General features: G+C 37.2%; 13 protein-coding genes. 8 read left to right on the forward strand and 5 right to left on the reverse strand.

The window, feature by feature from the left end; translation table 11 throughout:
* The 4 genes from AC1M9M_RS00940 to rpiA form a co-directional block, all read right to left on the reverse strand.
* Window positions 1-750: a DUF6776 family protein gene (locus AC1M9M_RS00940; RefSeq protein ID WP_481595346.1), complete on the reverse strand. Its 750-nt coding sequence runs from the start codon at window positions 748-750 to the stop codon at window positions 1-3.
* Window positions 751-826: 76 nt separating this feature from the next.
* Window positions 827-1876, reverse strand: a complete 1050-nt coding sequence (gene argC, locus AC1M9M_RS00945; protein WP_481595347.1) for an N-acetyl-gamma-glutamyl-phosphate reductase — start codon at window positions 1874-1876, stop codon at window positions 827-829.
* Between the two features lie 646 nt (window positions 1877-2522).
* Window positions 2523-3206: a M48 family metallopeptidase gene (locus tag AC1M9M_RS00950; protein WP_481595348.1), complete on the reverse strand. Its 684-nt coding sequence runs from the start codon at window positions 3204-3206 to the stop codon at window positions 2523-2525.
* 113 nt (window positions 3207-3319) lie between these two features.
* Window positions 3320-3991: a ribose-5-phosphate isomerase RpiA gene (gene rpiA / locus AC1M9M_RS00955; protein ID WP_035263693.1), complete on the reverse strand. Its 672-nt coding sequence runs from the start codon at window positions 3989-3991 to the stop codon at window positions 3320-3322.
* A 104-nt stretch (window positions 3992-4095) separates the two neighbouring features.
* Between rpiA and ilvA the strand changes: the two genes are divergently transcribed.
* The 4 genes from ilvA to AC1M9M_RS00975 all read left to right on the forward strand — a co-directional run bounded on the left by ilvA (window position 4096) and on the right by AC1M9M_RS00975 (window position 8209).
* On the forward strand, window positions 4096-5634 hold the full coding sequence (gene ilvA, locus AC1M9M_RS00960; protein ID WP_481595349.1) for a threonine ammonia-lyase, biosynthetic: 1539 nt from the start codon (window positions 4096-4098) through the stop codon (window positions 5632-5634).
* A gap of 114 nt (window positions 5635-5748) precedes the next feature.
* Window positions 5749-6096 carry a hypothetical protein gene (locus tag AC1M9M_RS00965; RefSeq protein WP_481587510.1) on the forward strand — a complete coding sequence of 116 codons (348 nt, stop codon included), beginning with the start codon at window positions 5749-5751 and terminating at the stop codon, window positions 6094-6096.
* Window positions 6097-6203: 107 nt separating this feature from the next.
* Window positions 6204-6860, forward strand: coding sequence for a potassium channel family protein (locus AC1M9M_RS00970; protein WP_092766365.1), 657 nt, complete (start codon window positions 6204-6206; stop codon window positions 6858-6860).
* Window positions 6860-8209 carry a TrkH family potassium uptake protein gene (locus AC1M9M_RS00975; protein ID WP_035263851.1) on the forward strand — a complete coding sequence of 450 codons (1350 nt, stop codon included), beginning with the start codon at window positions 6860-6862 and terminating at the stop codon, window positions 8207-8209. Before AC1M9M_RS00970 ends, AC1M9M_RS00975 begins: the two co-directional genes overlap by 1 nt.
* Window positions 8210-8450: 241 nt before the next feature.
* Here the strand turns inward: AC1M9M_RS00975 and AC1M9M_RS00980 are convergent, their stop codons facing one another.
* Entirely contained in the window at window positions 8451-8774 is a 324-nt protein-coding gene (locus tag AC1M9M_RS00980; RefSeq protein WP_481592687.1) for a hypothetical protein, read from the reverse strand.
* Window positions 8775-8960: 186 nt separating this feature from the next.
* Here AC1M9M_RS00980 and AC1M9M_RS00985 point away from each other — a divergent pair, with 186 nt between their 5' ends.
* The 4 genes from AC1M9M_RS00985 (at window position 8961) to AC1M9M_RS01000 (ending at window position 11858) form a co-directional block, all read left to right on the forward strand.
* Window positions 8961-9860: a LysR substrate-binding domain-containing protein gene (locus tag AC1M9M_RS00985; RefSeq protein WP_035263702.1), complete on the forward strand. Its 900-nt coding sequence runs from the start codon at window positions 8961-8963 to the stop codon at window positions 9858-9860.
* 85 nt (window positions 9861-9945) lie between these two features.
* The gene (gene trmA / locus AC1M9M_RS00990; protein WP_481595350.1) at window positions 9946-11031 is read left to right on the forward strand and encodes a tRNA (uridine(54)-C5)-methyltransferase TrmA; all 1086 of its coding nucleotides are present in this window, start codon (window positions 9946-9948) and stop codon (window positions 11029-11031) included.
* A 242-nt stretch (window positions 11032-11273) separates the two neighbouring features.
* Window positions 11274-11507, forward strand: a complete 234-nt coding sequence (locus AC1M9M_RS00995) for a hypothetical protein (RefSeq protein ID WP_035263705.1) — start codon at window positions 11274-11276, stop codon at window positions 11505-11507.
* Between the two features lie 114 nt (window positions 11508-11621).
* Window positions 11622-11858, forward strand: a complete 237-nt coding sequence (locus tag AC1M9M_RS01000; RefSeq protein WP_092766368.1) for a hypothetical protein — start codon at window positions 11622-11624, stop codon at window positions 11856-11858.
* Window positions 11859-11921: the final 63 nt, after the last annotated feature.

Genomic DNA, 11921 nt, shown 5'->3' on the forward strand with positions numbered 1-11921 from the left:
TTATTGAGAATTTGCCGCAGCTTGCGGTACTTCAGCTGCAAATGCAGCAGTTGATTCGATTGCTTCACCACGTTGCCAACTAAAGCGCTTGGTTTGAGCACTTGAGCCTTTTACACGGATTTCAATAAATTGGGGCGTAAAGCCTTTTGGCATCGTCCAACGACCAGTTAATCGCTGATAATGGTCGAAATTGAATGATTTTTCTGAAATTGGAACAACCAAGACTTCCGTACCTTGAATTAATCTGATTTCAATTTCACCAGATGCTTTACGTTTATTCGGACTGACTTGAACTAAATCAACCTGATACTCATATACATTTTCTGGAAGCGACTTAACAGCTAAATTTTGCACTGTTAAACTCAATCCACCACGTTGTCTCAGCACTTCTCGGAAAATCGCACTCTGACCTTCAATTTGAAGTTTTTCAGCGTTGGCTTGATTTAATGCAGCATACATATCGTTTGAGTTAGTTACAGCAACATCACGTTCTTGAACTGAGGTATTTAATTTCTTATTCAGCTCAGATAATTCTTTTTTTTGTTTTTCGACAACTTCAACCAATTGTTCCGCGTCAGCATCATAACCAACTACAGTTAGACCTTGACGATGACCAATCGTATAGCCCAGAAGTAAACTGCCTGCACATAAGATGATCCCACCCGCCATAAGGGGTTTATTCGATTGAAAAAAACCGATATTTTTTTCATCTTTATGCTGTGACGTATTATTTGATTCTGAGTTTTGCATCGTCATCTCTAATTTATAAAATCAAAACACACATTTAACTGCAAAGTTAAATGTGTGTGAAGTCAAAAAAGGTTTTTTATGGTAATAAACCAATCACGTTAAGGCCTGCATTTTCCGCAAATCCAAACATTAAATTCATGTTTTGAACAGCTTGTCCTGCTGCACCTTTCACCAGGTTATCTTGGGCAACTAAAATGACTAACTTTGTTGGTTGTGGTTTATACAACGCAATACGTAAATCATTTGATCCACGAACAGAACGAGTTTCTGGTGAACTTCCTGCCGGCATAACATCAACAAACTGCTCGTTTTGGTAGAACTGTTCGTAAATTGCTTGAAAATCGGCTTGCTGACCTGCTTCTGTTAAATCGACATAAATTGTAGATAACATGCCGCGGATCATCGGCACCAAATGTGGAACAAAAAGGATATTGTCAAATACACCTTTCTGTCCTGATATATTTTCAAGCGCTTCAACAATTTCAGGATGATGACGATGCCCTGCAACACCGTAGGCTTTGAAGTTATCAGCATTTTCAGTATAGATCATGCCTAAACTTGCTTTGCGTCCAGCTCCAGATACACCAGATTTTGCATCAATAATAATACTTTCAGGTTTTACCAATACTTCTGAAGATCTCAGTACAGGCGCCAAACCAATTTGAACTGTCGTTGGATAACAACCAGGATTACCAATCACTTGAGCTTGTTTAATTTTTTCACGATTGAGCTCAGAAAGCCCATACACTGAATTTTTAAGTAGATCTGGACAAGCATGCTCCATACCGTACCATTTTTCAAATTGCGCTAAATTCTGCAAACGAAAGTCAGCGGCTAAATCGATTACTTTTGTATTCGCTGCTACTAATTCTTCAGCGTGTTTCATCGCTACACCATGTGGTGTCGCAAAAAAAACAACATCGCATGACTTTAATAAATCTAAGCTTAAATCTGAAAACTCTAGATCGGTATGACCACGTAAACTTGGAAACATATCATCGACACGACGACCAGCCTCAGTACGAGAAGTCAATGCTTTCACTTGAACATTTGGGTGTCGCAGCAAAAGACGCAAAAGTTCAACGCCTGTATATCCTGTACCACCAACAATACCAACTGAAATCACGATATCTACCTCTAAATGACTGTATTCGTTACAGGCAGTAGTATGACAGGAACTTATGACTTTCTGAACCCTTTCATATGGGAATGCTGTTATTTTGTAAGTTTAATAATTTAGATGGCTCTGTTAAGCATCTAATAAAGTCTATCATGTGACTTCATTGATTTTCTTGCCAACTCAAATAGCATAAATACAGTGCAAATATAAACCCTGGGAGAGCAACAAATACGATCGGATCCTGTTTCACAACAAAAGGAGTTACTCCCCATACCGAACATAACCCTCCACTCACGGAAAGCAATTTAGAAATCCTTTTTTGATTTATCCATAAAGTTGCCATGATCAATAATATCAACCACGCTATAGCCCCGCCAAAAAGCGATAAATAATTCGTCCAATGATAGTGAATAGGATTACTCGGGTTAAGTAGAATATATATGAGGATGCTATAAAGCATTAAAGCAGGTACAGACAAAATTAGAATCAAAAAACACACACCAATTCGTCTTATGAGCATACTAGAGACAAACTAACCAAACAGAGCAGTCATGATAGCCAAAATTTAGAATACCAGTCGCCAGATCAGACTAATTGACTAGCGCTAAACAATTGATTTTTTAATATCGATAAAGCAATCCCAGCATAATAATTAATTATGCATCCACCAATATGGCAACGGCGTTATTTTTAATTTTTTTCGGTTAAGTTTAAAATCTGGATCATACTTCGCCACTTCCGCCCAAAACTGAGCACTGTGATCAAAATGCTTTGTATGTGCTAATTCATGCACACAAACATAGCGTGTTATTTCCTGAGAAAAAAGCACCAAAGCACTATTCAACATAATGTCATGACGTGCAGTACAACTTCCCCACCGCGTTTTTGGCTGACGAATCTTACAGCCATGATAAGCTAAACCACACTGATCAGATACTTGAGCCAGATATACAGGCAGATGCTGTTTAGCATAATCAATAACAAAGGCTTTTAAATATTGTTCAGGCTGACGATCACTCACACACAGCTCATTCATCACTGAATCAAACTTATAGTTGAATTTCTGCTGAATATATTGAATTTGAATAGGATTTTCTAAATTAAATAACTGTAAAGATAAAGGTAAAACGCGATCAATTTGTTGAATTTTACTTTGTTGTGCCCGCCAAGTTTGAACAATCCAAGCTTCTGAATCTTGAACAAACTGTTGTATTTGTTTATGGGTACAAAACCATGGCGCAGTCACACGAATTGACGTTCCATCTATACGTAGACGTAGTCTTTTCGATCGAATACTTTTGGTGATTTCAATATCAGGAAGATCGGATAAAGTCATTGTTATTCTTTAATTATTAAATCCCCCTCAATCCCCCTTTAAGAAAGGGGGAAGAAAAGCCCTTCTATTTAAAAGAGGGATTTGGGGGACATTAGCTCGTCAAGGAGTTAAAATTAAACCGCTGTACGCTCTTCAATACCATTGTTGGTCGCAACGATCGCAATGTCTGCTTTATTCAAAGCAAAGATACCGTTGCATACCACACCAGGAATATCATTCAATGTTTTTTCAAGCTCAAGGGCATTTAAGATATTTAAGTTATGCACGTCTAAAATCACGTTACCATTGTCGGTCACTACACCTTCACGGTACGCTGGGTCGCCACCTAAAGAAACAATTTTACGAGCAACAGCAGAACGTGCCATTGGAATCACTTCAACAGGAAGTGGAAAATCACGCCCCAACTGATCTACCCATTTAGAATCATCTACGATACAGACGAATTTTTTTGCAATCGATGCCACGATTTTTTCACGTGTCAATGCGGCACCACCACCTTTGATCATGTGCATATGACGATCAATCTCATCTGCACCATCTACATATGCATCAAGACCACCCACTGAGTTCATATCTACCACTTCAATACCCAGCTTCTTCAAACGCTGCGCAGTCGCTTCCGAACTTGCAACTGCAGCTTCTAATTGAAGTTCAGGAAGTAAATCAATCAAAAAGTTAACAGTACTGCCTGTGCCTACGCCTAAAATGCCCCCTTTCGGTAAGTGTTTTAAAGCTGCTTGTGCTGCTGCTTGTTTTTTCTCATCTTGGGTTGCATATAGACTCATGACTTCACTCAACTAATTTGGACTTTTGCAGTTATTTTAAACCGCTAAGCCTTATGGTTTGTTACAATAAGCGCCTATTTTAAACTGTTAGATGGAAAATTAACATGCTGTCTCGTTTGGTTCGACAAATTTTACAAGCAACGGTATACGACGTTGCTATCGAAACCCCACTCGAAGCGGCACCACGAATTAGTGAACGTCTTAACAATAATATTCGTTTTAAACGTGAAGACCTACAACCCGTATTCTCCTTCAAACTCCGCGGTGCCTATAACAGAATCAGCCAACTTCCTAAAGCTCAACTAGAACGAGGTGTCATTACCGCTTCTGCTGGTAACCATGCTCAAGGTGTAGCACTCTCAGGAAAAAAATTAGGAATTCGCGCGATTATTGTGATGCCTAAGACAACACCAGACATTAAAGTCCAAGCTGTAAAGCGTTTGGGTGGTGAAGTCGTACTTCATGGTGATTCTTTTGACATCGCAAATAAATACGCAATTCAACGTGCGCAAGAAGAAGGAATGACTTTTATTCCGCCTTATGATGATGAACTCGTTATGGCTGGTCAAGGTACAATTGCCAATGAAATTTTACGTCAATGGCGAGATGTGGATTATGTATTTGTTGCCGTTGGTGGTGGAGGCTTGATTGCAGGTGTTGCTGCTTACCTTGGTGATGTAGCACCGCATGTCAAAGTTATTCCTGTGGAATATGACGAGTCAGCTTGTTTAAAAGCTGCTTTAGAAGCAAATGAACGTGTGATTCTGCCTTCAGTTGGTTTATTCGCCGATGGTACAGCCGTGGCGCAAATCGGTGAAAAACCTTTTGAAGTGATTCGTCTGCAAAAATCTGACAATTCAGGTCCAATCGTAGAACCAGAAGTTGTTCTTGTGAATACTGATGAAATATGCGCAGCAATTAAAGACACCTATGATGAATGCCGTAGTATTGTTGAGCCGTCAGGTGCGATGGCACTTGCAGGGATTAAAAAATATGTGGCTGAGCACGGCTTAGAAGGTAAAAACATCGTTTCAATTGTCTGCGGTGCAAATATGAACTTTGACCGTTTACGTTATATTGCAGAACGAACTGAATTAGGTGAACGTAAAGAAGCTATTTTTGCTGTCACGATTCCTGAACAAAAAGGTGCATTCCTCAATTTCTGTCGTGCCCTTCAAGGTCGAAATATTACTGAATTCAACTACCGTGCAAGTAGTGCGACTGCAGCGCAAGTATTTGTTGGAATTAGTTTAAAAAGCGGCGAAAAAGAACGTCAAGAAATATTCGAGACATTAAAGTTTCAGTATGATGTGGATGACTTATCTGACGATGAAGTTGCCAAATTACATATTCGCTACCTGATCGGTGGTCATGCTGATATTGAAAATGAACGTTTATTCCGCGTTGAATTTCCTGAACGTCCAGGTGCATTATTAACATTCTTGGAACGTCTTGGTCCAACGCATAACATTACCCTGTTCCATTATCGTAATCATGGTGCGGCTGAAGGTCGTGTATTGGTTGGACTCGAAGCTGAAGATGCACAACAAAACCCTGATGGTTTAGTTGAAACGTTAGAAAGTATCAATTATCCATACGAAGAAATTACCAATAATCTTGGTTATCAACGTTTCCTCAAATAAAATCAATACAGCCTGTCATTTTGACAGGCTTTTTTAATTCAATAATTGATATACAATTAAAATCGAAAGATAGAAAAAACGATCACTTTAAAATTTTAGATATTAAGATAAATCATGCAAATATGGTTCAGTTTTGTAGTAATTCCTTTTCTCATGTGGATCATCTTTTCCGCACTTCTGTTTATTTCGAAATATCTATATCCTGAAGTTACCACCTTAAGCAAATCCCTCGAAGTTTTTATTTTTTTAGGTTATGCAGCACTCCCCTATATCATGTTGGGATTAGCACCTATTTATCGTTATCGTATGACGTTGATATATATGATGGCAATTGTGCTCATGACAAGTTTCGTTCATGCTAACTTTATGATCGATCATATTCATTTAACTTATATTTACTTAGCACTTTCATGGACATTGATTTCAATTACGATTTACTATTTTTATAGTGATCATAAATAATCCTCAACAAATGAATTGAATCAACTCAGATCAACAAGATAAACTCACTCAAAGCGAAATTAAAATCAAATCATTACTTTCTGATCTTTAAAATTTTAGGATATTCAATGGCGCTATTTGCAGTAATTGGCTTAGGCAGCTTTGGTGGTACAGTTGCATTAGAACTCACTCAATTAAAACATGATGTGATTGGAATCGATACTGAAAAAAAATACGTTGAAAATATCTCTGATAACATCAGTCATGCTGTCATCGCCGATGCCACAGATGAACATGTACTTCGAGAACTGAATGTACAGAATTGCGATGCCGTCGTTGTCGCAATTGGAGAAGATATTGAGGCCAGTATTCTATGTGTCCTCAACCTTAAAAATTTAGGCGTAGAAAAAATCCTAGTAAAAGCAAAATCGAAAGCCCATCATATGATTTTGACGCATCTCGGTATTGGTCAAATTATTCATCCAGAAGAAGACATGGGTATTCGCGTTGCACAATCATTAAGCTACCCAATGGTTAGACGCTATATGGCGTTGAATGATGACCGTTATATTGTCAAAGTGGAAGTGAGTGAAAAACTACAAGGTGTAGAATTTAAAGATATCATGGAGCACAGCGACGGCGTACAAACATTACTATTACAACGTGGCACACATGTAATTTATGACATCGCACCTGGTACATTGCTGCAAAAAAATGACATTTTAATTGTTGAAGGTCCTGTCAATCTTCTACGTAAACTCTCATCGAGATTTATTTCGAAATGATGAAATTTTATGATCAATTGATCAATAAAAAAACGCAAAGTATTAATTTGAGTCCACCAAGTTTGCTTGCTTTGGGCTTTCTCAGTTTTATTATCATTGGAACATTACTGCTAAAACTTCCCTTTGCACACGAAGGAAATGTCTCTTGGCTAGAAGCCTTATTTACCGCCACGTCTGCTGTGACAATTACGGGACTTTCTGTGGTCAATATTGGCGAGGCATATACGACTTTTGGTCAATTCATCATTATGCTACTCATCCAATGTGGTGGCTTAGGATTCATGACTTTCGCAATTTTGGCTGCTTTGAGCCTTTCCACTAAACTTGGTTTAAAGCAACAAGTGATGGCTCAAGAAACAATTGGTCAAACCAGTTTAGCAAGGGCCTCGTTCACTGTTAAAGCCGTCTTATTGTATTCTCTATTTTTCGAAGGGATTGGAACATTCATCCTGACATTTACGTGGCTTCAATACTACGATTTTAGTGATGCCCTGTTTTATGCAGCCTTTTACAGTATCTCAGCATTTAATAATGGTGGTTTCTCTCTTTTTCCAGACAGTTTAATGAGTTTTTCAGGCCAATATGCTGTAACTCTGACCATCAGCATGTTGTATATCATTGGTGGAATAGGTTTTGTGGTACTTATGGATATCAAACGCGCTCATAAGTGGAAAAAACTCTCAACCAACAGCAAACTGATTCTTTCTACTATCGCGGGACTCAATCTATTTGCCTTTATTATGATTTGGTGTTTAGAAGCAAATAATCCATTGACCCTCGCCCCAATGTCAATTGGAGACCAAGCATTAAATGCTTGGTTTCATGCCACAGTACCACGATCCTCTGGATTTAATAGTATTGATATGGCCAGTATGAGTGATCCAGCAACCTTGGTGACTATGCTATTAATGTTTATTGGAGGCGGATCTTTAAGTACTGCTGGTGGTATTAAAGTAGGTACATTTATTATTGTTGTATTGAGTGTGATCACGTTTTTGAGACGAGCTGACGAAGTCACTGTTTTTAAACACTCGATTCCCGCAACGGTCACCTATAAAGCTCTTGCGGTCATTAGCATAACTGCTATGCTCATTTTCATTGGTTTCTTTACGCTATTAATTTTAGAGCCTAATAAACGTTTTCTAGATTTACTATTTGAAGCTGTTTCCGCGGCTTGTACAGTCGGATTATCTAGAGGTATTACTTCAGAATTACAACCTGCAAGTTTATATATGCTCATGATACTGATGTTTGCGGGTCGTCTCGGTCCTTTGACATTAGCATATTTAATTGCAACCCCTAAAAAAAGCAGGTTGAGTCATCCTAATGCTGAAATCCAAGTGGGTTAGATAGAATTCACTTGGATCTAAGGTGAAGTTGATCGATAAAACACGAACCAATCCAAAAGTAGATCAGATGTTTATAGCCATAAGTGCATTTTATAATAGCCGTGATTTCTTTATGCAAAGCATTGAACTTATCATGAATTAACACAAACTTAGAACTTTGCAATCAATATCAAAATACAATGAAATTAAAAGACTCAAGGTAACTCCAAGTCTTTTCACCATATGCGTGTGATTAAAAAAATTATGATTGGAAACCAATATAACGATTGAGGTTTTCGACACCCAATGCAACTTTATAAATTTTAAACTGAGCTAAATCAGAACGTGTAATCTCAGTAAACACATCCGAGTTTTCATCATCTGCATGAATTTCATCTACTGTGCGAGGCATAGTTGCTTCAAATTCATCTGAAATAAATTCAAATCCCAAGTCCATAGCAATAAACAATGTATGATCACAAGGTTGAATATATTGCTCTTCATTCCAGTCGATAACAGCGTGTTGACAATGCGGGCACTGTACATTTTCTTGAGGATCTTGAAGTTCAATTGTTGTATAAGCCATGTCAACCTTAAGTATTACGTGCTATAAAACATAAGTTTAACCATTGCTTTTAGATTTTTAAATAGCCCTCTTTATTCATTACTACATATAACAACCTTAGATTTTAGAGAAAACACAGCAACTCAATTGACTATTCAGAACAATAATGTATTTTTTAACAAAACGTCGCATATATGGAATGACTACATGCTTTCAGATTTAGATGATTTTTATTGCTTTGCCCTTGTTGTCGAACATGGTGGTTTTAGCGCTGCCGAGCGAGCAACTGACATTCCCAAATCAAAATTGAGTCGACGTGTTTATAATTTAGAAGAAAATCTCGGTGTAAGGCTTATTCAACGTAGTTCACGTCATTTTGCTGTCACTGATATTGGGATGAACATTTATCGCCATGCGCAAGTAATGATGAATGCTGCCCAATCTGCTCATGATTTGGTAGATCATTTAAGTGAACAACCAAGAGGCTTAATTCGTGTCAGTTTACCCGTATCAATTGCTCAGCATGAAATGACCAAAATACTGCCAAATTTCCTTAAGCAGTATCCTGAAATCAAAGTTCAATTGATGGTTACTAATCGACGTGTCGATATCATCAATGAAGGAATTGATTTAGCGCTTCGTGTTCGCTCAAGTTTGGATGATGACCCAAGTTTGGTCATTCGAAAATTTGAAAATATTGAACAACATCTTTTCGCCAGCCAGGCTTATCTCAATGAATTTGGATCTATCAAAAAACCTGAAGAACTCTCAAATCATCGAATATTAAGTATGGTTGATGAACATACTGATCAACAACTCGTACTACATGATTCAAACAACAAATCGATTAAAGTCAAAGTGAGTCCAGTCGTGATGGGCTCTGACTTACTTATGCTTGCACAACTTGCAAGTGACAATTGTGGGGTAGCATTACTCCCAGACAGTATTGTTGAAGATTATATTAAAGATGGGCGTCTTGTTAAGGTTCTGCCTAACTGGAATGCACCACACGGTATTTTTCATGTGGTTTACCCTTCTCGCCGTGGTTTATTACCAGCTGTACGTGTGTTCATCGACTACTTAGTTGAGCACCTCACCAAAAGATAGTCACAACAGCACAAAGATTTAGAAGAATGTTGGCTTATTATTTGCTACCATTCACTCTGCTTTGTGCTAGTTTTTTTAGATTTTTATGACTTCTATTTATCAACAACAACTTGATGCAAAAATTGAACGTATCCGCAATCAATTTGCTGAATATCAACCACCTGAACTAGAAGTTTTTTCATCTCCTGAAAAACATTTCCGTATGCGAGCTGAGTTCCGTATTTGGCATACAGAAGATGATATGTTTTATGCCATGTTTGAACGCGCGGAAGATGGTATTCAAAAGAAAGTTGTACGTGTTGATGAGTTTCCAATCGCGGATAAATCTATTAATGATTTAATGCCAGTTCTCCTGTCTGAACTAAAATCAAATGCAGTGCTCTCTAAGCGTCTGTTTGAAGTACATTTTCTTTCTACGTTGAACGGTGAAATGCTGGTTTCATTGATTTATCGTTGTCCGCTTGATCAAGACTGGGAACAACTAGCAAAAAATTTATCTTCAAAACTCAATATTAAGATTATTGGTCGCAGCCGTGGTCAAAAAATTGTATTGACGGATGAATATGTAGTTGAAGAATTAAAAGTATTTGACCGTAAATTCAAATATAAGCAAATTGAAAGTAGCTTCACGCAACCTAATGCGCAAGTTTGTCAAAAAATGCTGGAGTGGGCATGTAATGCAGCTCAAACCAGTGATAAAGATCTTTTAGAGCTTTATTGCGGTAATGGTAATTTTACCCTTCCATTATCGCTAAAGTTTAATCGCGTTCTAGCAACGGAACTGGCTAAATCATCAGTTTATGCAGCGCAATGGAATATTGAGCAAAATCAAATTAATAATATTCAAGTTGCTCGCCTTTCAGCTGAAGATTTTACCTTAGCATTCAATGCAGAACGTGAGTTTAGACGTTTACAAGAAGCCAATATTGATATTCAAAGTTATGACTTCGATACTGTATTTGTAGATCCACCTCGTGCAGGCATTGATGATGATACCTTGAAGCTGCTTCAACGCTTTAACCGTATTATTTATATTTCATGCAATCCAGATACTTTGCACGACAATTTAAAGATGTTATCGGAAACTCATAAAATCACTAAATTTGCGCTGTTCGATCAATTTCCTTATACCCACCATGTCGAGTCAGGCGTTCTTTTAGAGAAAATTTAAACAATTTATTTCTTACTAAATGGACAGTTCTTACACTGTCCATTTTTTATGCTTTTTGAATTTCACTTAAAAATCATATAAATAAAGTATAATTTAATTTTTCAATGTCATAATTTCGTTAAACTTTAGGTTTATCATCGAAATATTTATTTTAAAATGTGCCTTAAATCACGATTACAAACTTGCATTAAATTTTAAATCGACTATATTTCGACCTATCTTTGGTTGCAAATGAAGGCTCTATGAGTTTTTGGCAAAAGCTGTTTTCATCAGATTCGCAGCAGAACGAGCATAAAAATCAAATTGCTTGTGTTGAAAATGATTGTTCATGTAAGACTAACGATCAGTTGATCGAGGCTTTACAAAAGGCATCAGATGAAGATGTAATCCGCGGAATCAAAAAAGTTCTTATTTCGCGTGGCTATTCAAAAAAAGATCTTACTGATTTATTGAGTAACAAAATCACCCTTCAGTAAAGAAAAAAAGCACTGCATAGACAGTGCTTTTTTTATGATAAATTTTCTGTTCAATTTAAAAATGTTCAATTAAGATAAGCTCATAGGATAATTAAAAATACATTTGGGGATTCAATGAAAAATATTCTATTCATTATTTTAGGGGCGACTTTCATATCGCTTAGTGGTTGTAATAAGCTACCTTCAGCATGTGAGGAAGTTTGGGGCAACATTGAAAAATTAGCGAAAGAGAGCGGTATTCCTCAAACTGCCATAGATCGTCAAAAAATCGAGTTTGAAGAGCAAATTAAACAGCTTCCTAAAGAAGATGCAATTAAAAATTGTGAAGCACAAAATGCTTTCTTCTCATAACTTCATTTGAGTTGAATAAAAAATTTAGGCACCTTTTTTAGGGTGCTTATATTGTATTTATAC

This window comes from Acinetobacter sp. ANC_7503 (assembly GCF_056780035.1).

Coding starts and splice junctions, on each gene's coding strand:
- AC1M9M_RS00940 (WP_481595346.1), bottom strand. CDS start 750: ATGCAAAACTCAGAATCAAATAATACGTCACAGCATAAAGATGAAAAA.
- AC1M9M_RS00950 (WP_481595348.1), bottom strand. CDS start 3,206: ATGACTTTATCCGATCTTCCTGATATTGAAATCACCAAAAGTATTCGA.
- rpiA (WP_035263693.1), bottom strand. CDS start 3,991: ATGAGTCTATATGCAACCCAAGATGAGAAAAAACAAGCAGCAGCACAA.
- ilvA (WP_481595349.1), top strand. CDS start 4,096: ATGCTGTCTCGTTTGGTTCGACAAATTTTACAAGCAACGGTATACGAC.
- AC1M9M_RS00965 (WP_481587510.1), top strand. CDS start 5,749: ATGCAAATATGGTTCAGTTTTGTAGTAATTCCTTTTCTCATGTGGATC.
- AC1M9M_RS00970 (WP_092766365.1), top strand. CDS start 6,204: ATGGCGCTATTTGCAGTAATTGGCTTAGGCAGCTTTGGTGGTACAGTT.
- AC1M9M_RS00975 (WP_035263851.1), top strand. CDS start 6,860: ATGAAATTTTATGATCAATTGATCAATAAAAAAACGCAAAGTATTAAT.
- AC1M9M_RS00980 (WP_481592687.1), bottom strand. CDS start 8,774: ATGGCTTATACAACAATTGAACTTCAAGATCCTCAAGAAAATGTACAG.
- AC1M9M_RS00985 (WP_035263702.1), top strand. CDS start 8,961: ATGCTTTCAGATTTAGATGATTTTTATTGCTTTGCCCTTGTTGTCGAA.
- trmA (WP_481595350.1), top strand. CDS start 9,946: ATGACTTCTATTTATCAACAACAACTTGATGCAAAAATTGAACGTATC.
- AC1M9M_RS00995 (WP_035263705.1), top strand. CDS start 11,274: ATGAGTTTTTGGCAAAAGCTGTTTTCATCAGATTCGCAGCAGAACGAG.
- AC1M9M_RS01000 (WP_092766368.1), top strand. CDS start 11,622: ATGAAAAATATTCTATTCATTATTTTAGGGGCGACTTTCATATCGCTT.